Origin of the sequence: Streptomyces sp. L-9-10 (genome assembly GCF_004151105.1) — a bacterium.
Lineage (GTDB): Bacteria > Actinomycetota > Actinomycetes > Streptomycetales > Streptomycetaceae > Streptomyces.
Window position 1 is genome coordinate 1 of record NZ_PHRF01000020.1, and the last position, 25,114, is coordinate 25,114.

A 25,114-nucleotide genomic window follows, 5' to 3' on the forward strand; every position below is an offset into this window, starting at 1 on the left:
GACGAGCAGACGTCCTCTTCGCCATGCTCCGAGACGGCACCTTCTACGAACCCCAACCCGCCCCCACGGGTTGACGAAACCCATAGGGGCACCCCCCCCCGTCACCGCCCCTCGGCCGGCCTCTCCCTCTCCTTCCTCTCCCTCGGTTGCGCCTCCTCCAGCGCCTCCGCGAGCACCTCCGCCAGATGCCGTGCCCGGTGGCCGCCCAGCTGCGCCAGCTGGGTACGGCACGAGAAGCCGTCCGCCAGGATCTCCGTCCCCTTTCCGGCCGCCCGCACCGACGGCAGCAGCTGGTCCTCCGCGCAGGCCACCGAGACGTCGTAATGGCCGCGTTCGAAGCCGAAGTTGCCCGCCAGCCCGCAGCAGCCGCCGCTCAGTTCGCCGGTCAGGCCCGCGCGTTCCCGCAGCCTGCGGTCCGCCTCGTCGCCCAGGACCGCGTGCTGGTGGCAGTGCGTCTGGCCGGTGACCCGACGGTCGAGCCGGGGCGGCCGCCACCACGGCGCGCACTCCTCCAGAGCCTGGGCGAAGGTCCGTACGGCCGCGGCCAGCCGCGCCGCGCGCGGGTCGTCGCCGAGCAGCTCCGGCAGGTCCGTGGTGAGCGCGCCCGCGCAGCTCGGTTCCAGGACGACGACCGGCAGGCCGGCGTCCAGCAGCGGTTCCATCAGATCCAGCGTGCGGCGCATGACCGTACGCGCGCGGTCGAGCTGGCCCGTCGAGACATACGTCAGTCCGCAGCAGACCCGGCCCCCCTGCGGCGGCGCCACGACACCGATCCCGGCCGACTCGAAGACCCGTACCGCCGCCCGGCCCACCGACGGCGTCAGATACTCGGTGAAGGTGTCCGGCCACAGGACCGCGGAACGGCTTCGCGCGAAGACCTCCGTACGGGCCTTCAGATGCCGCCCCAGCCATCGCCCGAACGGTTCGGGCGCCAGCCGCGGAATCGTACGCTCCGGGGCGATGCCCCCCAGCAGCTTGGCGAGCGACGCCAGCGGGGGCACCCGCGCCGCCGCGTTCAGCACCCGCGCGAACGGCGCCGCCAGCCGCAGCCAGCGCGGCAGCAGGCCCATCGCGTAGTGCGCGGCGGGCCGCATCCGGCCCGCGTAGTGGTGGTGCAGGAACTCCGCCTTGTACGTGGCCATGTCCACGCCCACCGGGCAGTCGCTGCGGCAGCCCTTGCAGGACAGACAGAGGTCCAGCGCGTCCCGTACCTCCGTCGAGCGCCAGCCGTCCGTCACCACCTCGCCCGCGAGCATCTCGTGGAGCAGCCGGGCGCGCCCGCGCGTGGAGTGCTGTTCCTCGCCCGTCGCGCGGAACGACGGGCACATCACCCCCGGCCCGGAAGCCGCGCCGGAACCCGATCCGGAAGCCGCGCCGGAGCCCTGCCCGGAAGCCGGCCCGGAACCCGCTGTCGCTCCCGGACCCGGCCCGCCCACCCGGCACTTGGCGACGCCCACACACCTGCGCACGGCCGCCGAGAAGTCCCCGCCTCCCGGCCCGTCGTGCGGATAGCCGAACGCGACCTCGACGCGCTCGCGCGGCAGCACCGCGAAGCGCAGGTTCTCGTCGAGCCGTGCCGGGCGGGCCAGCACGCCCGGGTTCATCCCGCCCGCCGGATCCCACAGGTCCTTGAACCGGCCGAAGAGCCCGACCAGCTCCTCCCCGTACATCCTCGGCAGCAGCTCCGAGCGCGCCAGTCCGTCGCCGTGCTCGCCGGAGAGCGAGCCGCCGTGCGCGACGACCAGCGACGCCACCTCCTGCGAGAAGCGCCGGAAGCGCCGTACGCCGTCGTCGGTCAGCAGATCGAAGTCGATACGGACATGGATGCAGCCGTCGCCGAAGTGTCCGTAGGGCGTGCCGCGCAGGCCGTGTTCGGCGAGCAGCGCGCGGAAGTCGCGCAGATACGCGCCGAGCCGGGCGGGCGGCACCGCGCAGTCCTCCCAGCCCGGCCACGCCTCCGTGTCGTCGGGCATCCGGGTCGCGGTCCCCGCGGCGTCCTCCCGTACGCGCCACAGCGCCCGCTGTCCGGCCGGATCGGCCACGACCGTCCCGTCCAGCGCGTCGGCCGCGCGCAGGATCGTGGCGGCGGCGGCCCGCGCCTCGCCGGGCGTCGCGCCGCCGGTCTCCACGAACAGCCAGGCCCCGCCGCGCGGCAGTCCGTGCCCGCCGTCGCCCCGTACGCGTACGAGGTCCTCGGACATGCCCTCGACCGTCAGCGGACCGTACGGGAGCAGCCCGGCCGCGGCTTCGGCGGCGGCGCTCTCGTCCGGGTAGCCGAGGACGGCCAGGGCGCGGGCCGGGGGCGACTCAACGAGCCGTACCGTCGCTTCGGTGACGACCCCGAGCGTGCCCTCGCTGCCGCAGAAGGCGCGGGCCAGATCGGGGCCGGCCTCGGGCAGCAGCGCGTCCAGCGCGTAGCCGGAGATCCGCCGGGGCAGCCCGGCGGGGAAGCCGGTGCGCAGCGGCGCGAGATTGCTCTCGACCAGCTCGCGCACCCCGGCGGGAGCGCCGTCCCAGCCCTTGCCGAGGCGCAGTGCGGCGCCGCCGTAGGTGGTCACCGACAGCTCGTGGACGTTGTCGGCCGTCGTACCCCAGGCCACCGAGTGCGCTCCGCACGAGTTGTTGCCGATCATCCCGCCGAGCGTGCACCGGCTGTGCGTGGACGGATCGGGGCCGAACGTCAGCCCGTGGGGCCGTACGGCCTCGCGCAGCTCGTCCAGGATGACGCCGGGCTGGACGACCGCCGTGCGCGCCGCCGTGTCCACCGACACGATCGACCGCAGATGGCGGGTGAGGTCGAGCACCACGCCCAGGCCCGTGGCGTTCCCGGCGATCGAGGTCCCGGCGCCCCGCGGCACCACCGGCACCCCGTACGTACGGCAGACCGCCAGCGCCGCCGCCACGTCGGCCGCGTCGTACGGGGCGACGACGCCGACCGGTACCCGCCGGTAGTTGGACGCGTCCATGGTCGTCAGGGCTCTGGCGGCCGCGCCGAAGTCCACCTCGCCGCGCACGGCCGCCGTCAGCGCCGCGGCCACTTCGGTGGCCGGTGCCGTGTCTCCCGCCTGTGCCGTCGCTTTTCGTGCGTTGCGTGTATCCCGCATATCCCGCGTTTCGCGCTCAGCCATGAATCCAGCATGCCCCCGTCGCACTCACCGTCCCGGTTTTTCCCGGTTCGCCGCTCCCGGAACAGCGAAGAAAGGAAACAGGAACCTCCCAAACTGATCGTCAATTCTCATATAGTGGCCACCGTTTGAGCACTATCCAACAGCGCCCGCGCCCCTCATCCCCGGACGGCCCGGGCGGCCGACCGCCTTCCCGATCCCCACATCCTGGAGCAGGTGCGCGTTGGACTCCGCAACCTCCGAACGGGCCACCAGCCCGTCAACGGCCCGGCCGACCCTGGCCAGTACCGCCGACAACGGCCTGAAGATCGTCATCGTCGGCGGCTTCGGTGTCGGCAAGACGACCATGGTCCGTTCCGTCAGCGAGATCCGTCCCCTCAACACCGAGGAGGCGATGACGCGCGCGGGCCAGGACATCGGCGAACTCGCGGGACTCGACGGACTCCAGAGAAAGAGCACGACCACCGTCGCCTTCGACTTCGGCCGGATCTCCCTCGACGCGCGCTCGGTGCTCTATCTCTTCGGGGCCCCTGGGCAGGAACGTTTCTGGTATCTCTGGGACCGGCTCTTCTCCGGCACCCTCGGCGCGGTCGTACTCGTCGACACCCGCCGTCTCTCCGACTCCTGGTACGCGATCGACCGGCTGGAGCACCACGGCATACCTTTCATGGTGGCCTGCAACGACTTCGGCGGGCCCGTCCACACCGAGGAGGAGATCCGCGCGGCGCTCGTCCTGACGCCGGACGTGCCGCTCGTGGAGTGCGACGCGCGGGACCGCTCCTCCAGCAAGTACGTGCTGATCACGCTCGTCGAGTACCTCCACGCCCTGTCCGAGAAGAGAGCGGCGGCCCCGGGGGTGTCTCCCTGAGGACCGTCGCACTCCGACCATGCACTCCGTACGGGTGAAGCTCCGGGCGGGAGGCCGGGGTGGCGGCGACACGCGCGGGACCGCCGCGACCCCCTTCCCGCCGCCCGCTTCCCGGCGCCCGCGCGGGTGTCTCACCCGACGGACACGGTTTTCGGCCGTGTGACGTAAGGGACTACGCTCCGGCCCGTGGCCGATATCCAGATTCCCGCTGACATCAAGCCCGCCGACGGCCGTTTCGGCGCAGGCCCCTCCAAGGTGCGGACGGAGGCGGTGGACGCGCTGGCCGCCACCGGCACCTCGCTCCTCGGCACGTCCCACCGCCAGGCCCCGGTCAAGAACCTGGTCGGCGCGGTGCGCGAGGGCGTACGGAGCCTCTTCGAGCTTCCCGAGGGCTACGAGGTGATCCTGGGCAACGGCGGCTCCACCGCCTTCTGGGACATCGCGACGCACGGACTGATCGAGAACAAGTCCCAGCACCTCTCCTTCGGTGAGTTCTCCTCCAAGTTCGCCAAGGCGGCGAAGCTCGCGCCATGGCTGGCCGACCCGACCGTCATCTCCTCCGACCCCGGCTCGCACCCGGACCCGGAGGCCGAGGCGGGCGTCGACGTCTACGCGTTCACCCACAACGAGACCTCCACCGGTGTCGCGGCCCCGGTCAAGCGCGTCGCGGGCGCCGACGAAGGGTCGCTCGTGCTGGTCGACGCGACCTCCGGCGCCGGCGGCCTGCCGGTCGACATCGCCGAGACGGACGTCTACTACTTCGCCCCGCAGAAGTCCTTCGCCTCCGACGGCGGCCTGTGGATCGGCGTCTTCTCGCCGGCCGCGCTGGAGCGCGCCGCGCGCGTCCACGCCTCGGGACGCCATGTCCCCGAGTTCTTCTCGCTGCCGACCGCGATCGACAACTCGCTGAAGAACCAGACGTACAACACTCCGGCGCTGGCCACGCTCTTCCTCCTCAACGAGCAGCTCACATGGCTCAACTCCCAGGGCGGCCTGGACTGGTCGGTGCGCCGTACGGCCACCTCCTCGCGCACGCTCTACGGATGGGCCGACGCCTCCAAGTACGCGACCCCGTTCGTCGTCGACCCGGCGAAGCGCTCGCAGGTCATCGGCACGATCGACTTCGCGGACGAGATCGACGCGGCGGCCGTCGCCAAGACGCTGCGCGCCAACGGCATCGTCGACACCGAGCCCTACCGCAAGCTGGGCCGCAACCAGCTGCGCGTGGCGATGTTCCCGGCGATCGACCCGGCGGACATCTCGGCGCTGACGGAGTGCATCGACTACGTGATCGAACGCCTCTGACAGCCGCTGACGTCTCCGAGCGGTCTCTGAGCCGCCTCCGAGCCGCCTCCGAGTGGTCTCTGACGGTTCGGATCCGGTGATCCTCGGCTTCGCCTCCCGGGCCCCGGCGCACGCACACCGCGCCGGGGCCCGTCGCATGCGCCCCCGGACCTCATCTCATCTGCTCAGCCGCTGGAACCTCCGTACCGCCAGGGGTACGAACACCGCCGTCAGCGCCACCGGCCAGGCCACCGACAGCAGCAGGGCGTGCTCCTCGGGCCAGCTGCCGCCGCTCGCCACCGGATTGCCGAACAACTCACGCGTCGCCGTCACCGTCGAGGACACCGGGTTCCACGCGGCCACGGTGCCCAGCCAGTCCGGCATCAGCGAGGGCGCCACGAAGATGCTGGAGATCATCGTGAGCGGGAAGGCCACCACGAAGAGGTTCCCGGCGGCTTCCGGGCCGGGCACCAGCAGCCCCAGCCATACCCCCACCCATATCAGCGCGAAGCGCAGGAGCAGCAGCAGTCCGAAGGCCCGGAGCGCCCCCGGGAACCCGCTGTCCCACCGCCAGCCGATCGCGTACGCCGTCACGGCCAGGATCAGCAGCTCCGCGACCGCCGTGAGCAGATCGCCGACCCCCCGGCCCGTGACCACCGCAGACGGCGCCATCGGCATCGACCGGAAGCGGTCGATGACCCCCTTCGTGCTGTCGGTGACCACCGCCACCGCCGTGTTCATGAAGCCGAAGGCCATCGTCATCGCGAACATCCCGGGCATCAGGAACTCCCGGTAGTCACCCCCGCCCGGCACCGTCATGGCGCTGCCGAAGACATACCCGTACAGCAGCACGGAGACGATCGGGAAGCCCAGCTGCCAGAGGATGAAGACCGGCTGACGCTGGTAGTGCGTCAGCCCTCGCCGTACGACGTTCCAGCAGTCGGCCACCGCCCAGTACGCACGGCCATGGCCGCTCCCGTAGTCGCTCCCTGTCTCCAGATCCAGCGCGACGCTCATGCCGCCATCCCCTCCTTCACACCCGTGGCCACGTCCCCGTCCGGGCCCCTGTCCGTGCCCCCGCCTGAGCCGGCGTCGGCGTCCGCGTCGGCGCCCGTACGGCGCCCGGTCAGCCGGAGGAACACATCGTCGAGGCTCGGCCTGCGCAGCCCGATGTCCTCCACCGCCGTCCCCCGGTCCTGGAGCGTGCGCGCCACCTCCGTCAGCGCGGCCACCCGGTCGCTCACCGCCGCGTGCACCCGGCGGGCCGCGCCGTCCGTCTCCACCGCCGCGTCGGCCACCCGCGCCACCGCCTCGACCGCCACCGGTATGTCCGCGGGCTCCGCCACCACGACCTCGATCCGGTCACCGCCCACGGTGTTCTTCAGCTCCGCGGGGCTGTCGTCCGCGATCGCCCGCCCCTGGTCGATGACCGTGATGCGCGAGGCGAGCTTGTCCGCCTCGTCCAGATACTGCGTGGTGAGCAGTACGGTCGTACCACCCGCCACCAGGGCCCGCACCGCGTCCCAGACCTCACCGCGGCCGCGCGGGTCGAGACCCGTCGTCGGCTCGTCGAGGAAGAGGACCTGCGGAGCGAGGATCATCGACGCGGCCAGGTCCAGACGGCGCCTCATCCCGCCGCTGTACTCGCCGACGCCCTTGCCTCCCGCCTCCACCAGATCGAACTGCTCCAGCAGCTCACCGGCGCGCAGCGCCGCCCGCCGCCCGCCCAGATGGAAGAGACGGCCGAACATCTCCAGGTTCTGCCGGCCCGTCAGGATCTCGTCGACCGCCGCGTACTGCCCGGCGAGGCCGACCCTGCTCCGCACCCGCCGGGGATCGCGCGCCACATCGACGCCCGCCACCTCCGCCCGCCCGCCGTCGAACCGCAGCAGGGTCGCCAGAACACGGACCGCGGTGGTCTTGCCCGCGCCATTGGGCCCGAGCAGTCCGTGCACGGTGCCTCTGCCCACGGCGAGGTCGAAGCCGTCGAGCGCGTACTTCCCTCCCCGCTCCCCGTACCTCTTCTGGATCGCCTCCGCCAACACGGCATGGTCGCTCACAGCCCCTCCAAGGCAAGCCATCGATCAACTGAGTACAGCGTACCCACAGCAGAGTACACCGTACCCATTTTCTTTCCAGGGGATTACGCTGAGCCCATGACATCGACGGAATCGACCGGCAGCGGCAATGTCACGCGCAGTCTCGAACTCCTCTGGGGCTCGGGCGAACGCCCCAGCCGCGGCCCCAAACCCGGCCTCACGCTCGACCGCATAGTCACGACCGCCGTCGCGCTCGCCGACGCCGAGGGGCTGGACGCGGTCTCGATGCGCCGGCTCTCCACCGAGCTGGGCACGGGCACCATGTCGCTCTACCGGTACGTGCCGGGCAAGGCCGAGCTGATCGACCTGATGCTGAACCAGGTACAGGGCGAGACGGTCGCGCCGGCCGAGAGCCCCGACCCCGCCCCCGGCTCCGGTTCCGACTCCGAACTCGGCTCCGCCCCCGGCACCGGCTGGCGCGCCGCCGCCGAGGCGATGGCGCGCGACGCGCTCGCGCTCCATCAGCGCCACCCCTGGCTGCTCTCCGTGAACCAGGCCAGGCCGGTCCTCGGCCCGAACTCGGTCAGCGGACTGGAGAGGAAACTCGCCGCCATCAAGGGCATGGGTCTGAGCGACCCGGAGCTGATCTCAGTGATCATCATGGTCGAGGGCTATGTCACCGGGGTCGCCCGCACGCACGTCCATGCCGTCGAGGCGGAGAAGAAGTCGGGTATCACCGACCAGGAGTTCTGGCAGGCGCAGGAGCCCGTCCTGTCGAAGGCCATGACCAGCGGGGTGTATCCGGTCATGGCCTCCATGTCCGAGGAGGCGTTCGCCCCCGAATTCGACCACTTCGCATTCGGGCTCCAGCGGATCCTCGACGGTTTGGAGGTGCTGGTCGAACGACGCGCGGCAGAGGGGGGTACGACGGAGCGGGGTATGGCAGAGCGGGGAAAGGCGGAGCAGGGAAAGGCGGGTTGACGCGAACCCGGGACGGCCGACTGAGGCCGGACGGTCGGCCGACGCGAGACGGCGGCCGACGTGGGACGGCAGCCGACGTGGGACGGCGGACGACGTGGGACGGCGGACGTGAGACGGCGGACATGAGACGGCCGGCGCGTGACGGCTAGCGCGTGACGGCCGGCGCTCCGCCTCAGCCCTTCCGGCGCATGCGCTTGAAGGCGAGGACCAGCGCGGCCCCACCGATGACGATGATCGCGCCGAGGGTGGCGTTCCCCTGCTTCCCGCCGTCGCCCGCGCCGTCGGCGGTACCCCCGTCCCCTCCCCCGCCTGACGCGGAACTCCCGCCGCCGGAGGACGAGTTGCCACCGGAGGCCGGGCCGCCGGTGTCCTTCTCCAGCTCCACCCGCACCACCCCGCTCTCCTTGCCCTCGGCGCCGAACATCAGCGCCTTGCCGTCCGCCGTGTAGGTCACCGACTCGGCCTGCCCCTGGAACGGCGCACTGACCGGGCGCTCCTCACCCAGCCGGCCGTTCTGCCACGCATAGGCACGCGCGCTGAGGTACGAGCGCAGCACCAACTCCTTGCCGTCCGGCGAGAACGCCCCGTCCGTCACCCAGGGCACGTCGTCGATCCGCCGGAAGGTGTTCGTCCCGGACGAGGTCAGCTCGGCCGGGCCCTCGTACAGGCCGCCGCCGTTGTCGTTCTTCGAGGCGATATAGACCCGCCCGGTCTTGGGGTCGACCATCATCGACTCGGCGTCACGCGGCCCGTCGGCGTACTTCACGGTGAACTGCGTGGCGCGCACCGTCGCGTCCTTGAGCTGTTCGGGCTCGGGAAAGCGGTAGATCCACACGTGGTCCCAGGTGCCGTTCAGGTTGTCGCCGATATCGCCGACATACACATTCCCATCGGGCCCCATGGAGATGGCCTCTACATCCCGGGGCTTGCCCACGCCTTCAAGGGTGAGCGTCGCGACCGTCTCACCGGTCCTGGAGTCCACGGCATAGATCTGGGGCCCATAACCACTGTCGTTATGTGTCCAGTAGACGCCGGGATGGGCCCGGCTGGCGGCCAGACCGCTGGACTCGGTGATCCTCGGGTCCTTGATCGTGAAGCTCTGGTCGGGTGCTCCGTCGGCCGCCGCGGCGGGAGTGGCGGCGGGCGCGAGCACCACCGCTGAGGCCGTCGTGAGCAGTACGGCGGCGAGGGCACCGGCGGTGGCGGTGGCGGCACCGGAAACGCGCGGGCCGGGGTGGCGCGGAAGCGAACGCATCCACCAAGACTGCCATCCCCGCACACACCGGCCGGTCCGGGTGGAAGGTCCGGACAGCCAGTCCGTATGACCGGTCCGTACGACCAGTCCGTACGACCGGTCCGGGGTGACGCTCCAGGCCGAGCTGCGATGCGACCGAGACGTTCCCGCCGGCCGTCGGTCAGCGGATGTGGCGGCGCACCGCGTCGAGGAGCTGGTCGATGTCGTCGGCGCTGTGGGAGAAGGCGGTGACGAACCGGACGATCCCCGGCTCCCAGCGGTCGTGGTAGAAGGCGTAGCCCTCGGCGAGGAGTCCTTCGGTGACCTGCTGGGGCAGGCGGCAGAAGAGGATGTTGGCCTGCGGCGTGGCCAGAAGGCCGGCACCGGGGACGGCCTTGAGGCCGTCGCCGAGCCGGGTGGCCATCGCGTTGGCCTGGCGGGCGTTGCGCAGCCACAGGCCGTCGGTGAGGTACGCGTCGATCTGGGCCGCGTGGAAGCGCATCTTGGAGGCGAGCTGGCCGGCGCGCTTGGCGCGGAAGGCGAGCTCGGTGGCGAGTGCGGGGTCGAAGGAGACGATGGCGTCGGCGGTCATCGCGCCGTTCTTGGTGGCGCCGAAGGACAGGACGTCGATGCCGGCCTTCCAGGTCATCTCGGCCGGGGTGGCGCCGAGATGGTCCAGGGCGTTGGCGAAGCGCGCGCCGTCCATGTGGACGCGCAGTCCCGCGTCCTTGGAGATGGCGGACAGCCGGCGGATCTCCTCCAGGGTGTAGACGCTGCCGCTCTCGGTGGCCTGGCTGATGCTCACCACGGACGGCTGCACGCTGTGCACGTCACCGGCCCGGCGGCGCACCACCGGCTGCAACGCCTCGGGGGCGATCTTGCTGTCGGGACCCGGGACACCGACGAGTTTGGCGCCGCTGGTGAAGAACTCCGGAGCGCCGCATTCGTCGTGGTTGATGTGGCTGTCGGGGTGGGAGAGCACGCTGCCCCACGGCGGGGTGAGGGCGGCCAGGCTCAGGCCGTTCGCGGCGGACCCGGTGGAGACCGGGAAGACATCGACGTCCCGGTCGAAGATCTCGTTCAGCCTGCGGCGGGCGCTCTCGGTGAAGGGGTCGTTGCCGTACGGCAGGACCTGCCCGGCGGCCGCGTCGGTGACGGCCTGGGCTATCTCCGGGGACGCCCCGGCCATGTTGTCGCTGATGAAGGCACGGCTGGAGGGGGTGATGGCGATGGTGGCGCTCATGAGCGGTCTTCCTTGGTCTCAGGTGCTGATGGGGGAGGCGAAGACGACGGTGATGTCCACTTCCTCGGCACCGGTCCGGTAGAAGTGCGGGGCGTCCCCGGCGAAGGCGAGCATGTCTCCGGGCCCCAGTTCCTGCGGGGCGTCGACGGGTCCGGCGGTGACATGCCCGGTGGCGATGAGCAGGTGCTCGATCGTGCCGGTGGCATGCGGGACGCCGGGCAGCTCCGTCTCGGGCGGAATGCGCAGCCGCCAGATCTCCAGGCTGTTGCCGCTGCTGATGCGGCGCAGCAGTTCCCGGGAGACCTCGCCGGGCTCGATGTCCGTGCCCGGCCGGAAGACCGGTCCGGTGTCGGCGTCACGCGCCAGCAGGTCGGCGATCGGGATGCGCAGGGCGATCGCGATCGCGTCCAGGGTGTCGATCGTCGGATTGCCGTTGCCGGCCTCCAGCTGCGACAGCGTGGCCTTGCTCAGCCCGGCGCGCCGGGCCATCTCCGCGGCGCTCATGCCGCGCTGCTGGCGGCGCAGGCGGATCTTCGTACCGACCGCGGCCGCGGTGCTGCTCACCGGTCGACGGCCGGACGACGGGGGCGTCATCAGCGGCTCCCGCGCGTGTCATCGAGGTGGACGCCGGCCCGTGCGCCTACCCGAGAAGCCTCGATTGAATGAACCATGCGTTCACTATACCGAACAACCCCCACCATAACGAACCCTGCGTTCGTTTTACCGAACGACCGACCTGGATCATGCCCACCGGGATTCCCCGCCCCCACCTACGCCCTACGCACACCGGGACCTACGCACCCCCGGGCTCCACCCCGAGCTGAGGGTCGATCGGTGCCCGGGTGAGCCGATTGGCCAGAGTCGACAGCGTGTACGTGCCGATGCCGAGCACGACTTCCAGGGCGTTGCGCTCCGTATATCCGTGCGCGAGAAAGGCGTCGAGCGTCTCGTCGTCAACACCCCCGGCGGTCGCGAGCACAGCGAGGGTGAACTGCCGTACGGCTTCGAGGCGTTCGTCCGGCAGCGGCCGGCCCGGACGCTGCTCCCGCAGCGCGTCGATCAGCTCGTCACCGGCGCCGAGCGCCCTGAGCTTCCCGGTGTGCATGACGACACAGAGATGACATGCGTTGCGTACGGCGACCGTCATGACGACCACCTCACGCGCGAGCGGATCGAGCGTCGTGGACTCGAAGAGGCCCGTGAGTTTCTGGAAGCCGTCGAGCAACTGCGGCGAGGTGGCAAGACGAGCCACCGCGGACGGCAGAAAGCCCAGATGGCGGGTGGTGGCCTCCATGGCGCGACGGGAGGCGGCGGGCGCGGATTCAAGGGTGTGGTCAACGAAGCGGGAAGGCACGGGGAGGACTCTCCTCGATAGAATGGACAACATGGTTGACGATAAAAAGGTAAACCAGGTTGTCGGGTTCTGCAATGACTGAGCGCACGGAGGGCGGGGGCCGAGGTGACGCCCCGGACGCGCCCGGCTACGAGCTGCCCCTGCTGCTCTTCGCCGGATTCCGGTCCCTGATCGACCAGTTGCACATCGAACTCGCCCGCCAGGGCCACCCGGACGTACGGCCGGTCCACGGCTTCGCCATGCAGGCCATCGGCCGCGACGGCGCCACGGCGGTCACCCTCGGCCGCCGCCTCGGCGTCTCCAAACAGGCCGCGGGCAAAACGGTCGACCGCCTGGAAGCCCTGGGCTACGCGGTACGCACCGACGACCCCACGGACGCCCGCCGCAAACTGATCCGCCTCACCCCACACGGCTTCGACGCCCTCGCCCGCTCGGCCGCGATCTTCGACCGCCTGCGCGACGAGTGGTCCGAGACGCTGGGCCGGGACCGCGTCCAGGCCATGGAGTCGGACCTCCGCGCGGTCACCCCGCCCCAGGCCTTCCGCCTGGACGCGGCGGGGTGGCTGGGGGGATAGGTGGGGGGAGGGAGAGATGCGTACAGGTTCACGCCGAGGGGTAGTCGGGGTGACCCGGAATTCATCATGGCGGGTGGGGGCCGCATACCCCGCGAGCTCAACGGCCGCTACCTGCGCAACGGCCCCAACGCCCTCGGCCTTGAGGACCCCCTGGCGCACCACTGGATGCTCGGCGACGGGATGGTCCACGGCGTACGCCTAAGGAACGGCCGCGCCGAGTGGTACCGCAACCGCTGGATACGGTCGGCCGCCGTGGCCCGCAAGCTGGGCGAGCCGTACGACGGTCCGGTTCCGGACAGCGACTTCGCGACCAACACCCATGTGATCCCGTACAAGGGGCGCGTTCTGGCGGTGCAGGAGAGCGGGCCGCTGCCGTACGAACTCGACGACGAACTGAACACCGTCGGCACGCACGACTTCGGCGGAACGCTGAGTGGCGCGTTCACCGCGCACAGCAAGTTCGACGCGCGGGCCGACGAGTTGCACGCGATCACGTACTACCCGTCGTGGGACCACGTCCGGCATCTCGTCGTGGACCGCACCGGCCGGGTCGTACGGACCACGAGGATCCCGGTGGCCGACAGCCCGATGATGCATGACTTCGCCCTGACCGAGAAGTATGTGGTCGTCTTCGACATGCCGGTCACCTTCGACCCCGTGGCGGCCGGGGCCGGCGCTCTCGTCCCGTACGTCTGGAACGACCGGCATCCGGCACGCGTCGGGGTGATGCCACGGGCCGGCGGCCGGATCCGCTGGTTCGAGGTGCCGTCCGCCTTCTACTCGCACACCCTCAACGCGTATGACGAGGGCTCGTCCGTGGTCGTGGATCTCACCACCATGCCGGCGCCCTTCTTCGTGGCCGGACGGGGCTCCGGTGGCCCCACGGCGCTCGGAACCCCGTCCCTCGACCGCTGGACCATCGACCTGGCGCACGGCCGCGTGCGTACGCGGCGTCTCGACGACCGTCCGCAGGAATTCCCGCGCGTCGACCAGGCGTTGGTGTCACGGCGGCATCGCTACGCGTACTCCGCCACGGCCGGGGCGATGTGGCAGGCGTACCCGACGGCTGACGGCGTCCCGCCGGACCGCGCCTTCGGCAACGCCCTGATCAAGCACGATCTGTTCCGCGGCACCACCGAGGTGCACCGCTTCCCCCCGGACGCGGCGGCGAGCGAGGCCGTGTTCGTACCGTCGCGGGCGGAGACCGGCGTCGCCGAGGACACCCGCACCGAGGACACCCGCGCCGAGGACGACGGTTACGCCCTCGCCTACGTGCACAACCCCGAGCGCGGGGCGCCCGGCCTGGTCGTCCTCGCCTCCCAGGACTTCACGGGGGAGCCGGTCGCCCGTATCCATCTGCCGGGGCGGGTACCCCTCGGCTTCCACGGCAGTTGGATCCCCGACGCGTAACCGTGTGACGGCGCAGCCGCGTGACGGCATGATCGCCCGGCCCGGTCAGCCCCCGGTACCCGGACCCGGACCAGTCCCCAAGGCCGCCCGGTCCGCGATCCGTTGCCGCATCGGACGGCGGTCCAGCGCCTCCAGTGCCTCACCGATCAGCCGGCTCAGCGGGTACGGCAGCTCCGCCTCGAACTCCGCCGCCGCGGCCGAGGTCGCCTCCCACTCGACGTTCAGCGCCGGAAGCAGTTCCTCCGCCTCAGGTGTCAGACGGACCATGCGCTGGCGGACGTCGTCCCCCGGAGCCAGAGCGACCAGCCCGTCCCTGGCCATCCGCGCGACGGTCTGACTCGCCGCGGAGTGCGTCACCCCGGTCGTCCGCGCCAGTTCGCGGATGGAACACGGCCCCGGAGCGGCGGCCAGGGCTCGGGCGACGGGGGCGTAGCGGGGCCGGAAGCCGTCCAGGCCGAGATCCGTGTACGTGGCCTCGACGCCGGCTTCGAGACGATCGAGGAGATGCCGTAGCCGGGTCCCGAGCAGCTCGGGACCCGGACCCGGTGAACCAGGACTGTCTGAAGTCATAAAAGGAAATGTAACAGCGCTGTTGCATCTGTAGGGTCGGCGCCGTCCCCAACGAATCCACCGACTGAACCAACGCCCCGCGCGCCGCGCGCCGCACCCATGGAGCCCGCCCATGCCCCAGTCCCCATCTCGGCCCCAGCCCCAGCCCCAGCCCCAGCCCCAGTCATCGGACCCGCTCTACCCGCCCACCGACCCCTACGACCACGGCATGCTCGACGTCGGCGACGGCAATCTCGTCCACTGGGAAGTCTGCGGCAATCCGCGGGGCAAGCCCGCGCTCGTCGTCCACGGCGGCCCTGGATCGGGAACCGGTCCGCATTCCCGGCGGTTGTTCGACCCCGAGCGCTACCGCACCGTCCTGTTCGACCAACGCAACTGCGGACGCAGCACCCCGCACGCGAGCGACCCGGCCGCCGACCTGCGCCACAACACCACCGACCATCTCATCGCCGACATGGAGCGGTTGCGGATCCATCTGGGGATCGACCGCTGGCTGCTGTTCGGCGGCTCCTGGGGCTCGACACTGATCCTCGCGTACGCCGAGCGGCACCCGGAGCGAGTCTCCGAGATCGTCATCTCCGGGGTCACCACGACCCGGCGGTCGGAGATCGACTGGCTGTACGGGGGTGCCGGACAGATCTTCCCCGAGGAGTGGGACCGCTTCCGCGCGGGCGTCCCGGAGGCCGAGCGCGGCGAGCGCACCGCCGATCTCGTCGCCGCCTACGCCCGGCTGACGGAGCACCCCGACCCCGCCGTACGGGAGCGGGCCACGGCCGACTGGTGCGCGTGGGAGGACGCCGTACTCTCCATGGAGCCGCACGGCTCGGCCCATCCGTATGGCGACCGGGACCCCGCCGCCCGGCGGGCCGTCGTCCGTATCTGCGCGCACTACTTCTCGCACGGCGCCTGGCTCGACGAGGGCGCGCTGCTGCGCGACGCGGGGCGGCTGGCGGGGATCCCGGGCGTACTGGTGCACGGCCGCTTCGATCTGGGCGCGCCCCTCGGCACGGCATGGGAGTTGGCCCGCCTCTGGCCGGACGCCCGGCTGGTCGTCATCGAGGACGCGGGACACAAGGGCAGCGCGGCGGAGCGGCGCGAAGTACGGTCGGCCCTCGACGCGTTCGCGAACGGAGACGAACCGAGACAAGCGGAGACAGGCTGAGACGGGCCGAGGGGGACTGAGGCGGACGGACTGAGGCGGACTGAGACGTGCCGAGGCGGCCACAAGGCTCAGCAGGGGTTGCTTCGAGTGCGCTCGAACGCGTTGGCTGTGGAGTCATGAAGTACACGCAGCTCGGACGCACCGGACTCAAGGTAAGCCGACTCGTCCTCGGGACGATGAACTTCGGCCCGCTCACCAACGAGGCCGACAGTCACACGATCATGGACGCCGCGCTCGACGCGGGCATCAATTTCTTCGACACTGCCAATGTCTACGGCTGGGGCGACAACAAGGGCCGTACCGAGGAGATCCTCGGAACCTGGTTCGCCAAGGGCGGCGACCGCCGCGACAAGGTCGTCCTCGCCACCAAGGTCTACGGGAACATGGGCGGCGACGGCCCCGCGTGGCCCAACCACGACAAGCTCTCCGCCCTCAATATCCGCCGCGCGGTCGACGCCAGCCTCAAGCGGCTCCAGACCGACCACATCGATCTCTACCAGTTCCACCACATCGACCGCGACACCCCGGTCGAGGAGATCTGGCAGGCCATCGACACCCTGATCCAGCAGGGCAAGATCCTTTACGCGGGCTCCTCCAACTTCCCCGGCTGGAAGATCGCCCAGACCAACGAGACGGCCCGCAGGCTCGGCTCGTACGGTCTGGTCAGCGAGCAGTGCCTGTACAACCTGGCCGAGCGCCGCGCCGAGATGGAGGTCATCCCGGCCGCGCAGGAGTACGGCCTCGGGGTCATCCCCTGGTCGCCGCTGAGCGGCGGTCTGCTGGGCGGCGCGATCCGCAAGGAGCGCGAGGGCGGCGGATCCCGTACGACCCAGGGCCGTTCGGGCAGCGGGCTCGCCAACACGACGATCCGGGCGCAGGTCCAGTCGTACGAGGACCTGCTCGACAAGCACGGCATCGACCCCGGCGAGGCGGCGCTGGCCTGGCTGCTCACCCGGCCCGGGGTGACGGGCCCGATCGTCGGCCCGCGGACGCTGGAGCAGCTGGAGTCGGCCCGGCGCGCGGTCGAGCTGGAGCTGTCGGAGGAGGTCCTGTCCGCTCTGGACGAGATCTTCCCGGGTCCCGGCCCGTCGCCGGAGGCCTTCGCCTGGTAGTGACGCCTTGTCGTAACGCCTGGCAGCCACCCACGGACGCGGCTGAGAGACGTAGCTGAGCGCGGCCGGGGCCGGTGACCGGTCCTGTCCGGCCGGACAGGACCTAACCGACCGCGGCCGCCACAGCGATGATCACGAACATCAGCACAAGCACGCCCGCCATGATGCGGTTCCGGGTTTTGGGGTCCACGCGACGAGGTTAACGGCCGGGGGTGACAGCACCGACGCCCGGGTTACCCGGACGCCCCCGGCCGAGCCCGGCCGAGCGGCATGCGTGCGACCGCCTCGTACCGCGGCTGCTCCCTCGGCACCCCGCTCACCGGCAGCCGGCTGTGGACGAGCACCAGCTCGGCCACCTCCCACGGCGTGCCCTCGAACCCGCTCAGGGCCTCCGCGTACAGCCGCAGGTCCACGTCCGTACTGTCAGTCACACCCACCGCATCGCCCGCATCCCCCGCGTCCCCCGCGTTCCTACGGCTGCCACGGCTGCCACGGCTGCGCGCGAGCGTCAGATGCGCCTGGTAGTGGTGGTGCTCCTCCATCGGCACCCCGGCCCGCCGCGCCGCCGCACCGGCGCGCTCCGCGAGGAGGCGCACGTCACCGATCCCCCCGGCGGCCCCGGCCCACAGGGCCCGTCCGCCGAAGTGCCCGCCCCCGTGAATACGGAACGGAAACGGCTCCGTACGCCGCGCGGCCCGCTCCAGGCGCTCGGTCAGGTCGGGAAGCAGCCGGTCCTCGACCTCGCCCATGAAGGCGAGCGTGAAGTGCCAGCCGTCGCGACCGGTCCACCGCAGCCCGTCGGCGCCGGGCAGCCCCCGGAGCCGGTCCACGGCACGGTCCAGTTCCTCGACGGCTTCGGCGGGCGGCAGTACGGCGGCGAACAGTCTCATGGTCATGAACCTCCCCTGCTCATGAAGCCGAGTCTCCCAGCCGTCCGAAACCGTACGTACCCGGTCACCGTGCGTATCGTTGTACTGATCGGTACGGACCACCGCCGCCGTCGCCTCACGCGGCCGTCGCCAGTTCCTCCTTCTTCGGTACGAACGCCACATGCGGCCGTCCGCCGCGCAGGCCGACCTTCAGCCGTACCCCCACCACCCGGGTCAGGATCAGGCCGATCGTCGCCGCCGCGAGCAGCGAGACCAGGCCGCCCGTGGCGAAGCCGACGCGGGCGCCGTACGTGTCGGTGACCCAGCCGAGGAGCGGGCCGCCGATGGGGGTGCCGCCGACGAAGACCATCATGTAGAGGCTCATCACGCGGCCCCGCATCTCGGGGTCGGACGCCATCTGGACGCTCGTGTTGGCGCTGATGTTGGTCGTCAGGCCGAGCATGCCGATGGGCAGGAGCAGCAGCGAGAACAGCCAGACCCACGGCGAGAAGGACACCACGATCTCCAGCACGCCGAAGGCCATCGCCGCGAGGACGAGCAGCCGCAGCCGGCTGGTGCCGCGCCGGGCGGCGAGCAGGGCGCCCGCCAGGGAACCGGCCGCCATCAGAATGTTGAAGAAGGAGTACAGCCCGGCGCCGCCGTCGTAGACCTCGTGCGCGAAGGCCGTCAGCCAGATCGGGAAGTTGAAGCCGAAGGTGCCGATGAAGCCGACGAGGACGATCGGCCAGATCAGCTCGGGGCGGCCTCGCACATAGTTCAGTCCCTCCCTGAGCTGTCCCTTTCCACGCGGTACGCGGACGGACTTGTGCAGCTCGTGCTGGCGCATCAGCAGCAGGCCGGTGAGCGGGGCGATGAAGGACAGTCCGTTGAGCATGAACGCCCAGCCGCTGCCGACGGTGGTGATCAGGACGCCCGCGACGGCGGGGCCGATGAGCCGCGCGGACTGGAAGTTGGCCGAGTTGAGGCTGACCGCGTTGCGCAGCTGGCTCGGGCCGACCATCTCGGAGACGAAGGACTGGCGGCTCGGGTTGTCGACGACCGTCACCATGCCGAGCAGGAAGGCGATCAGATAGACGTGCCAGACCTGGACGTGTCCGGAGAGTGTGAGGAAGGCGAGCGCGAGACCGCACAGGCCCATCGCGCCCTGGGTGAGGAGCAGGATCTGACGCTTCGGATAGCGGTCGGCGATGACGCCGCCGTAGAGGCCGAAGAGCAGCATCGGCAGAAACTGGAGGGCCGTCGTGATGCCGACGGCCGCCGATGAGCCGGTCAGGCTGAGGACCAGCCAGTCCTGGGTGATGCGGGACATCCACGTACCGATGTTGGAGACGACGGCGCCCGTCGCGAACAGCCGGTAGTTGCGGATCCTCAGCGACGAGAACGTCCCGCCGCCGGTCGTGCGCTCGACGGCCGCGCCGTCGGCTATCTCACCGTCGGGTATCGCACCGTCGGATATGCCGCTGTCGGATATGTCGCTGTCAGGTATGGCTGTCCCGCTGTTGGCTGTCCCGCTGGCGGGTGTGCCGCTGGCGGGTGTGCCGCTGTCGCGCGGACAGCTGTCCTGAGTCGCACGCTCCGAAGTCGTTTTCTCCGAAGCCTTGTTGGCTCTGTCCGAGGTGGTGAGGTCGTGGGCGGATTTCGGTGCGGGGGCGGAGTCTGCTCCGGATCCCGTACTCAAAGTGGGTTCGCCTCCTTACGGCGCGCGGATTACAAGTGGGCGAGCTTCTCCAGTACGGGGGCGGCAGCGCGCAGCTTCGCCCACTCGTCATCGTCCAGGCCTTCAGCGAGGGACGCCAGCCAGACATTGCGCTTGCGACGGCTCTCTTCGAGCATCGCCTCGGCCCGTTCTGTCTGGCTGACCACCTTCTGCCGACGGTCGTCGGGGTGCGGCTCGAGCCTGACGAGACCCTTCGCTTCCAGCAGCGCCACGATGCGCGTCATCGACGGCGGCTGGACATGCTCCTTGCGCGCCAGCTCGCCCGGGGTGGCGGAACCGCAGCGGGCGAGGGTGCCCAGTACCGACATCTCGGTGGGACTCAGCGACTCGTCCACACGTTGGTGCTTCAGGCGCCGGCCCAGCCGCATGACGGCGGAGCGAAGGGAGTTCACGGCGGCTTCGTTCTCGTCGCCGTGGAGCAGGTCAGGCATGTTTGTTAGCGTAACTCATTACCCAACCTAAATACCACCCGGCTACACGCGCCCCACGGCATGCTCCGCAGCGACCGCGAAGATCATGCGAAGGATCACCCAAACGAGTGAGAGCGCTGCGGAAAGTGACACACCGGGGCACGTACGGGCCCGACTCTGGTGCGTATGGGATCGACAGTGCTCAGCCTGCGGATCGACGGTGAGCTGCTCGACCGGCTCCGGCACCATGCCGCCATACGCGGAATGAGCGTCCAGGACTATGTGGTCCGGACGCTCATTCGCGATGACTTCGACGAACGCTTCAAGTCGGCCGTCGAGGAGACGGAAAAGTTCTACGGGGTGAAATGAGGCGGCCCCCGCGGACCCTGGCCCTGGCCCTGGCCTCGGCCCCGGCCGCTACGTCAGACCGAGCGCCGGCATCGCGTAGTAGAAGACGAAGACCGCCGAGACGAGATACATCGCCACCGGCACCTCGCGCCCCCGCCCGGCCGCCAGCCGCAGCACGCTGAAGCTGATGAAGCCGATGCCGATGCCGTTGGTGATCGAGTACGTGAACGGCATCATCACCATCGCCAGGAAGGCCGGAACGGCGATGGTGAAGTCGCTCCAGTCGATGTCCCGTACCGAACCGGCCAGGATCAGGAAGCCGACCGCCACCAGAGCGGGCGTCGCCGCCTGGGACGGGACCATCGTCGCCAGTGGTGTGAGGAACAGCGCCACCGTGAAGAGCAGACCCGAGACGATGGAGGCCAGTCCGGTCCTCGCCCCCTCGCCGACACCGGCCGTGGACTCCACGAAGCAGGTGTTCGCCGAGGCCGAGGACGCGCCGCCGGCCGCCACCGCGATGCCGTCGACGAAGAGGACCTTGTTGATACCGGGCAGGTTCCCCCGCTTGTCCATCAGCTTGGCCTCGTCACCGACGCCGAGGATCGTGCCCATCGCGTCGAAGAAGGACGACAGCAGCACGGTGAAGACGAACAGCACGCCGGTCAGGATGCCGACCTTCTCGAAGCCGCCGAACAGACTGAAGTCCCCGATCAGGCTGAAGTCCGGGGTGGAGACCGGATTCCCCGGCCACTTCGGGGTCGTCAGTCCCCAGCTCGGCACCTTCGCGACCGCATCGATGATCATCGCCAGGACCGTCATCGCCACGATGGAGATCAGGATCGCGCCCGGCACCTTGCGGACGATCAGCGCGAGCGTGAGCAGCACCCCGATGACGAAGACCAGCACCGGCCAGCCGTACAGATGCCCGTTGGAGCCGAGCTGGAGCGGCACGGTGGTCTGGGCGATGTCCGGGATACGCGACACGAAGCCGGAGTCGACCAGACCGATCAGCATGATGAACAGGCCGATACCGATCGCGATGCCCTTGCGCAGCCCGAGCGGCACGGCGCTCATCACGCGCTCCCGCAGACCGGTCGCCACCAGCAGCATCACCACGAGACCGGCGAGTACGACCATGCCCATCGCGTCCGGCCAGCTCATCCTGGGGGCGAGCTGGAGGGCGACGACGGTGTTGATGCCGAGGCCGGCCGCCAGGGCGATCGGCACATTGCCGATGACCCCCATCAGCAGAGTGGAGAAGGCGGCGGTCAGTACGGTCGCGGTGACCAGCTGGCCGTTGTCGAGCTGATGCCCGTACATGTCCTTCGCGCTGCCGAGAATGATCGGGTTCAGCACGATGATGTACGCCATCGCAAAGAAGGTGGCGAAGCCGCCGCGTACCTCACGGCCGACCGTGGAGCCACGCTCCGAGATCTTGAAGAACCGGTCCAGCCCGCCGGACGGCTGCCCGGGGGTCGGCGGCTGGGCATCGGAACCGACCGGAGCGGTGGCCGAGGGGGGCATGCGGAACCTCAGTCGTCGTACGAGAAGGACGTGCAGGACAAAGGACGTGCGGGACGTGCAGGGCAGGCGGGTCAGGCAGGTCAGGCGAGCGGGGAAGAACAACGAGACAGCAAAAGAACGGACGAGCGAGCGAAATCCAGCCGGACTTGGACATTCAAACGAACAAAACCAGTCAGCCAGAAACCGTTTCAGTATGAATACATGAGTCGAAGATCGCTATCTCCGCGCGTAGATACTGCCGGCGCCCGCCTCCGCGGCCCCCTGGAGGCCCCGCATAGACTGACGGGCATGACCGGTTCTTGGACGGGAACTCCCCGGCGTGCGGCGCCCGAGCCCCTTGAGGGGCCGGTCGTCGGCACCATCACGGGCGGCACGATCATCTGGTTCGCCCTCTTCCTTCTCCAGCTCCCGTTCTATGGCTGGTTCAGTGACCATGGGCACACCTGGTGGATCTGGACCTGCCTCGCCGGCGGCGGGCTCGGGCTCATCGGCATCTGGTACGTACGGGGACGGGACGCGGCGATCAAGCGCGCGGCGGCCGCGGCGGCGAACACGTCGGACGGGACGGACGGCTCCGACCACCCTCACGGCACCACCCCCTGAACCGCGGCTGCGACCCCGGCCAAAGTCACATCCCCGGCCCCCTCGCCGTACCGCCGGAGAACGATCCGCCTCATTCCCGGGTCGGATCTTCCCCCCGGCCGGCGGGTGAACGCGCCCGGCCGGCCGTACCGTCGAAACCATGACGCAGCGGGCGAAGATCGACACCGACGGCCCCGAGCCGCACGGCCGCGGATCTCACGGCCCGACCGACCCCACCGGCCCGTCCGGCTCCAGTGGCCCGGCCATCGACGCGGGCGCCGAACTCGACCCCGTACACCCCATGCGACCGCCCCGGCCCGGCGATCGCCACAGTGGTCTGACCGCCGCCGAGGTGGCGCGGCATGTCGCCCGCGGCGAGGTCAACGACGTCCCGGTCCGCAGCAGCCGCTCGCTCTCCGAGATCATCCGCGCCAACGTCTTCACCCGCTTCAACGCGATCATCGGCGTGCTCTGGGTGATCATGTTCTTCGTCGCGCCGATCCAGGACACCCTCTTCGGCTTCGTGATCATCGCCAACACCGGGATCGGCATCATCCAGGAGTGGCGCGCCAAGCGGACCCTGGACGGGCTCGCGGTCATCGGTGAGGCGAAGCCGACCGTACGGCGTGACGGCGTCTCCGCCGGGATCTCCACCAGTGAGATCGTCCTCGGGGACCTCATCGAACTGGGCCCCGGTGACAAAGTCGTGGTCGACGGCGAGATGGTCGAGGCCGACAGCATCGAGGTCGACGAGTCGCTGCTCACCGGCGAGGCCGATCCGGTGCTGAAACGCCCCGGCGACCAGGTGATGTCCGGCAGCTTCGTGGTCGTGGGCGGCGGCGCGTTCCGGGCGACCAAGGTCGGGCGCGACGCCTATGCCGCGCAGCTCGCGGAGGAGGCGTCCCGCTTCACGCTGGTCGACTCCGAGCTGCGCAACGGCATCAGCACGATCCTGAAGTACGTCACGTGGATGATGATCCCGACCGCCCTCGGACTGATCATCAGCCAGCTGGTCGTCCAACAGAACGACTTCAAGAACTCCGTCGCCAGGACCGTCGGCGGCATCGTCCCGATGATCCCCGAGGGCCTCGTCCTCCTGACCTCCGTCGCCTTCGCGATCGGGGTCATCCGGCTCGGCCGCAAGCAGTGCCTGGTGCAGGAGCTGCCCGCCATCGAGGGGCTGGCGCGCGTCGATGTCGTCTGTCTCGACAAGACGGGCACGCTCACCGAGGGCGGGATGGACGTCCGCGAGCTGCGACCGCTGAACGGCGCGGACGTGACGTACGTACGGCAGGTCCTCGGCGCGATCGGGCAGTCCGATCCGCGTCCGAACGCCAGCCTCCGGGCGATCATCGACGCGTACCGCGAGGAGAGCGGGCGGTGGCCCGTCACGAAGGCGCTGCCCTTCTCCTCCGTGCGCAAGTACAGCGGCGCCGCCTTCGGCGAGCCGGCCGGCGAGTCCTCCCGCTGGCTGCTCGGCGCGCCCGATGTGCTGCTGCCCTCCGACGACCCCGCGCTCGCCGAGATCGACCACCTCAACCAGCAGGGCCTGCGCGTCCTGCTGCTCGCCCGCACCGACCGTGCGCTGGACGCCCCCGACGCCGCCTCCGGGGCCCGCGCGACCGCGCTCGTCGTCCTGGAGCAGCGGCTACGGCCCGACGCCGCCGACACCCTCGCCTACTTCGCGGAACAGGACGTCGCCGCCAAGGTCATCTCCGGCGACAACGCGGTCTCGGTCGGCGCGGTGGCCGGAAAGCTCGGCCTCCCGGGCGCGGAGCACCCGGTCGACGCCCGCCACCTGCCCGCCGACCGGGCGGAGATGGCCGAGGTGCTCGACTCCGGCGCGGTCTTCGGCCGGGTCACCCCGCAGCAGAAACGCGACATGGTCGGCGCGCTCCAGTCACGCGGGCATACGGTCGCGATGACCGGGGACGGCGTCAACGACGTCCTGGCGCTGAAGGACGCGGACATCGGCGTCTCGATGGGCTCGGGCTCGGAGGCGACGCGCGCCGTCGCCCAGATCGTGCTGCTGAACAACAGCTTCTCGACGCTGCCGTCGGTGGTCGCCGAGGGCCGCAGGGTCATCGGCAACATCACGCGCGTGGCGACGCTCTTCCTGACGAAGACGGTCTACTCGGTGCTGCTGGCGATCCTGGTGGCCTGTTTCCAGGTGGAGTACCCGTTCCTGCCGCGCCATCTGACGCTGCTCTCCACGCTGACGATCGGCATCCCGGCGTTCTTCCTGGCGCTGGCCCCGAACACCGAACGCGCGCGGCCGAACTTCGTTCGCAGGGTGATGCGGTACGCGATCCCCTCGGGTGTCATCGCGGCGATCGCCACCTTCGTCACGTATCTGCTGGCCCGGAGCCACTATTCGGGCCCCGGCGCCCTGAACGCGGAGACCAGCGCGGCCACGCTCACGCTGTTCCTGGTCTCCATGTGGGTGCTGGCGATCGTGGCGCGCCCCTACACCTGGTGGCGGATCGGCCTGGTGGTGTCCATGGGGGCGGCGTTCCTGGTGGTGCTGGCCGTGCCGTGGCTCCAGCACTTCTTCGCGCTGAAACTGGTGGGTACGACGATGCCGTGGACGGCGGTCGCCATCGCGGTGGTGGCATCGGCGGCGCTGGAGTTCTGCTGGCGGTGGGTGGGCCGCAGATTCACGGCGTAGTTGCCGGCGGTGGCGACA

General features: G+C 70.4%; 21 protein-coding genes and 2 pseudogenes. 11 read left to right on the forward strand and 12 right to left on the reverse strand.

Features of this window, described 5'->3' with window-relative positions:
- Positions 1 to 101: 101 nt before the first annotated feature.
- Positions 102 to 3,104: an FAD-binding and (Fe-S)-binding domain-containing protein gene (locus CU044_RS03990; RefSeq protein WP_129767156.1), complete on the reverse strand. Its 3,003-nt coding sequence runs from the start codon at positions 3,102 to 3,104 to the stop codon at positions 102 to 104.
- 165 nt (positions 3,105 to 3,269) lie between these two features.
- Here CU044_RS03990 and CU044_RS39305 point away from each other — a divergent pair.
- The 3 genes and pseudogenes from CU044_RS39305 to serC all read left to right on the forward strand — a co-directional run.
- Positions 3,270 to 3,365 (forward strand): annotated as a pseudogene (locus CU044_RS39305) (DUF742 domain-containing protein); the annotation flags it as partial.
- The gene (locus CU044_RS04000; protein ID WP_129767041.1) at positions 3,349 to 3,993 is read left to right on the forward strand and encodes an ATP/GTP-binding protein; all 645 of its coding nucleotides are present in this window, start codon (positions 3,349 to 3,351) and stop codon (positions 3,991 to 3,993) included. The pseudogene CU044_RS39305 and the gene CU044_RS04000, both read left to right, overlap by 17 nt.
- A 186-nt stretch (positions 3,994 to 4,179) precedes the next feature.
- Positions 4,180 to 5,298, forward strand: a complete 1,119-nt coding sequence (gene serC / locus CU044_RS04005; protein WP_129767042.1) for a phosphoserine transaminase — start codon at positions 4,180 to 4,182, stop codon at positions 5,296 to 5,298.
- Between the two features lie 156 nt (positions 5,299 to 5,454).
- Here serC and CU044_RS04010 read toward each other — a convergent pair whose 3' ends face one another.
- The gene (locus CU044_RS04010) at positions 5,455 to 6,294 is read right to left on the reverse strand and encodes an ABC transporter permease (protein ID WP_129767043.1); all 840 of its coding nucleotides are present in this window, start codon (positions 6,292 to 6,294) and stop codon (positions 5,455 to 5,457) included.
- The gene (locus CU044_RS04015; RefSeq protein ID WP_129767044.1) at positions 6,291 to 7,358 is read right to left on the reverse strand and encodes an ATP-binding cassette domain-containing protein; all 1,068 of its coding nucleotides are present in this window, start codon (positions 7,356 to 7,358) and stop codon (positions 6,291 to 6,293) included. Before CU044_RS04015 ends, CU044_RS04010 begins: the two co-directional genes overlap by 4 nt.
- 75 nt (positions 7,359 to 7,433) lie before the next feature.
- Between CU044_RS04015 and CU044_RS04020 the strand changes: the two genes are divergently transcribed.
- A complete protein-coding gene (locus tag CU044_RS04020) occupies positions 7,434 to 8,297 on the forward strand; it encodes a TetR/AcrR family transcriptional regulator (RefSeq protein WP_129767045.1) in 864 nt (287 codons plus the stop codon).
- 172 nt (positions 8,298 to 8,469) lie between these two features.
- Here the strand turns inward: CU044_RS04020 and CU044_RS04025 are convergent, their stop codons facing one another.
- The 4 genes from CU044_RS04025 to CU044_RS04040 form a co-directional block, all read right to left on the reverse strand.
- Positions 8,470 to 9,552 carry a WD40 repeat domain-containing protein gene (locus CU044_RS04025; protein ID WP_129767046.1) on the reverse strand — a complete coding sequence of 361 codons (1,083 nt, stop codon included), beginning with the start codon at positions 9,550 to 9,552 and terminating at the stop codon, positions 8,470 to 8,472.
- A gap of 160 nt (positions 9,553 to 9,712) precedes the next feature.
- Positions 9,713 to 10,774 (reverse strand): low specificity L-threonine aldolase, encoded by a 1,062-nt coding sequence (locus tag CU044_RS04030; RefSeq protein WP_129767047.1) that lies wholly within the window; start codon positions 10,772 to 10,774, stop codon positions 9,713 to 9,715.
- 18 nt (positions 10,775 to 10,792) lie between these two features.
- Positions 10,793 to 11,338, reverse strand: coding sequence for an XRE family transcriptional regulator (locus tag CU044_RS04035; RefSeq protein ID WP_240045326.1), 546 nt, complete (start codon positions 11,336 to 11,338; stop codon positions 10,793 to 10,795).
- Positions 11,339 to 11,567: 229 nt separating this feature from the next.
- Complete coding sequence (locus CU044_RS04040) at positions 11,568 to 12,161, reverse strand: carboxymuconolactone decarboxylase family protein (protein ID WP_129767049.1); 594 nt, start codon at positions 12,159 to 12,161, stop codon at positions 11,568 to 11,570.
- Between CU044_RS04040 and CU044_RS04045 the strand changes: the two are divergent.
- A pseudogene (locus tag CU044_RS04045) lies at positions 12,151 to 12,703 on the forward strand (MarR family winged helix-turn-helix transcriptional regulator). The gene CU044_RS04040 and the pseudogene CU044_RS04045 sit on opposite strands and share 11 nt — an antisense overlap.
- A gap of 66 nt (positions 12,704 to 12,769) precedes the next feature.
- Positions 12,770 to 14,113: a carotenoid oxygenase family protein gene (locus CU044_RS04050; protein ID WP_129767051.1), complete on the forward strand. Its 1,344-nt coding sequence runs from the start codon at positions 12,770 to 12,772 to the stop codon at positions 14,111 to 14,113.
- Positions 14,114 to 14,158: 45 nt separating this feature from the next.
- Here CU044_RS04050 and CU044_RS04055 read toward each other — a convergent pair whose 3' ends face one another.
- Entirely contained in the window at positions 14,159 to 14,683 is a 525-nt protein-coding gene (locus tag CU044_RS04055; protein WP_129767052.1) for a MarR family transcriptional regulator, read from the reverse strand.
- Positions 14,684 to 14,795: 112 nt separating this feature from the next.
- Here CU044_RS04055 and pip point away from each other — a divergent pair, with 112 nt between their 5' ends.
- Positions 14,796 to 15,845: a prolyl aminopeptidase gene (pip, locus tag CU044_RS04060; protein ID WP_129767053.1), complete on the forward strand. Its 1,050-nt coding sequence runs from the start codon at positions 14,796 to 14,798 to the stop codon at positions 15,843 to 15,845.
- 116 nt (positions 15,846 to 15,961) lie between these two features.
- Positions 15,962 to 16,957, forward strand: coding sequence for an aldo/keto reductase (locus tag CU044_RS04065; protein ID WP_129767054.1), 996 nt, complete (start codon positions 15,962 to 15,964; stop codon positions 16,955 to 16,957).
- Between the two features lie 233 nt (positions 16,958 to 17,190).
- Here CU044_RS04065 and thpR read toward each other — a convergent pair whose 3' ends face one another.
- From thpR to CU044_RS04080, 3 genes are all read right to left on the reverse strand, one after another.
- Positions 17,191 to 17,847, reverse strand: coding sequence for an RNA 2',3'-cyclic phosphodiesterase (thpR, locus tag CU044_RS04070; RefSeq protein WP_129767157.1), 657 nt, complete (start codon positions 17,845 to 17,847; stop codon positions 17,191 to 17,193).
- Positions 17,848 to 17,962: 115 nt separating this feature from the next.
- Positions 17,963 to 19,288, reverse strand: a complete 1,326-nt coding sequence (locus tag CU044_RS04075) for an MFS transporter (protein WP_129767158.1) — start codon at positions 19,286 to 19,288, stop codon at positions 17,963 to 17,965.
- A 266-nt stretch (positions 19,289 to 19,554) separates the two neighbouring features.
- Positions 19,555 to 19,995 carry a MarR family transcriptional regulator gene (locus tag CU044_RS04080; protein ID WP_030351310.1) on the reverse strand — a complete coding sequence of 147 codons (441 nt, stop codon included), beginning with the start codon at positions 19,993 to 19,995 and terminating at the stop codon, positions 19,555 to 19,557.
- A 165-nt stretch (positions 19,996 to 20,160) separates the two neighbouring features.
- Here CU044_RS04080 and CU044_RS04085 point away from each other — a divergent pair, with 165 nt between their 5' ends.
- On the forward strand, positions 20,161 to 20,343 hold the full coding sequence (locus CU044_RS04085; protein ID WP_193563872.1) for a ribbon-helix-helix protein, CopG family: 183 nt from the start codon (positions 20,161 to 20,163) through the stop codon (positions 20,341 to 20,343).
- 48 nt (positions 20,344 to 20,391) lie between these two features.
- Here the strand turns inward: CU044_RS04085 and CU044_RS04090 are convergent, their stop codons facing one another.
- Positions 20,392 to 21,846, reverse strand: coding sequence for an NCS2 family permease (locus CU044_RS04090; protein ID WP_129767056.1), 1,455 nt, complete (start codon positions 21,844 to 21,846; stop codon positions 20,392 to 20,394).
- Positions 21,847 to 22,134: 288 nt separating this feature from the next.
- Between CU044_RS04090 and CU044_RS04095 the strand changes: the two genes are divergently transcribed.
- The gene (locus CU044_RS04095; RefSeq protein WP_129767057.1) at positions 22,135 to 22,449 is read left to right on the forward strand and encodes a DUF2530 domain-containing protein; all 315 of its coding nucleotides are present in this window, start codon (positions 22,135 to 22,137) and stop codon (positions 22,447 to 22,449) included.
- A gap of 139 nt (positions 22,450 to 22,588) precedes the next feature.
- Positions 22,589 to 25,096: a cation-translocating P-type ATPase gene (locus tag CU044_RS04100; RefSeq protein ID WP_129767058.1), complete on the forward strand. Its 2,508-nt coding sequence runs from the start codon at positions 22,589 to 22,591 to the stop codon at positions 25,094 to 25,096.
- The last annotated feature ends 18 nt before the right edge of the window (positions 25,097 to 25,114 follow it).

Bases quoted from the DNA above. Each gene is read 5' to 3' on its own strand.
- CU044_RS04085 (WP_193563872.1), top strand. From the start codon at position 20,161: ATGGGATCGACAGTGCTCAGCCTGCGGATCGACGGTGAGCTGCTCGAC.
- CU044_RS04030 (WP_129767047.1), bottom strand. From the start codon at position 10,774: ATGAGCGCCACCATCGCCATCACCCCCTCCAGCCGTGCCTTCATCAGC.
- CU044_RS04025 (WP_129767046.1), bottom strand. From the start codon at position 9,552: ATGCGTTCGCTTCCGCGCCACCCCGGCCCGCGCGTTTCCGGTGCCGCC.
- CU044_RS04100 (WP_129767058.1), top strand. From the start codon at position 22,589: ATGACGCAGCGGGCGAAGATCGACACCGACGGCCCCGAGCCGCACGGC.
- CU044_RS03990 (WP_129767156.1), bottom strand. From the start codon at position 3,104: ATGCGGGATACACGCAACGCACGAAAAGCGACGGCACAGGCGGGAGAC.
- pip (WP_129767053.1), top strand. From the start codon at position 14,796: ATGCCCCAGTCCCCATCTCGGCCCCAGCCCCAGCCCCAGCCCCAGCCC.
- CU044_RS04020 (WP_129767045.1), top strand. From the start codon at position 7,434: ATGACATCGACGGAATCGACCGGCAGCGGCAATGTCACGCGCAGTCTC.
- thpR (WP_129767157.1), bottom strand. From the start codon at position 17,847: ATGAGACTGTTCGCCGCCGTACTGCCGCCCGCCGAAGCCGTCGAGGAA.
- CU044_RS04040 (WP_129767049.1), bottom strand. From the start codon at position 12,161: ATGTTGTCCATTCTATCGAGGAGAGTCCTCCCCGTGCCTTCCCGCTTC.
- CU044_RS04080 (WP_030351310.1), bottom strand. From the start codon at position 19,995: ATGCCTGACCTGCTCCACGGCGACGAGAACGAAGCCGCCGTGAACTCC.
- CU044_RS04095 (WP_129767057.1), top strand. From the start codon at position 22,135: ATGACCGGTTCTTGGACGGGAACTCCCCGGCGTGCGGCGCCCGAGCCC.
- CU044_RS04010 (WP_129767043.1), bottom strand. From the start codon at position 6,294: ATGAGCGTCGCGCTGGATCTGGAGACAGGGAGCGACTACGGGAGCGGC.
- CU044_RS04090 (WP_129767056.1), bottom strand. From the start codon at position 21,846: ATGCCCCCCTCGGCCACCGCTCCGGTCGGTTCCGATGCCCAGCCGCCG.
- CU044_RS04050 (WP_129767051.1), top strand. From the start codon at position 12,770: ATGGCGGGTGGGGGCCGCATACCCCGCGAGCTCAACGGCCGCTACCTG.
- CU044_RS04015 (WP_129767044.1), bottom strand. From the start codon at position 7,358: ATGGCTTGCCTTGGAGGGGCTGTGAGCGACCATGCCGTGTTGGCGGAG.
- CU044_RS04055 (WP_129767052.1), bottom strand. From the start codon at position 14,683: ATGACTTCAGACAGTCCTGGTTCACCGGGTCCGGGTCCCGAGCTGCTC.
- CU044_RS04065 (WP_129767054.1), top strand. From the start codon at position 15,962: ATGAAGTACACGCAGCTCGGACGCACCGGACTCAAGGTAAGCCGACTC.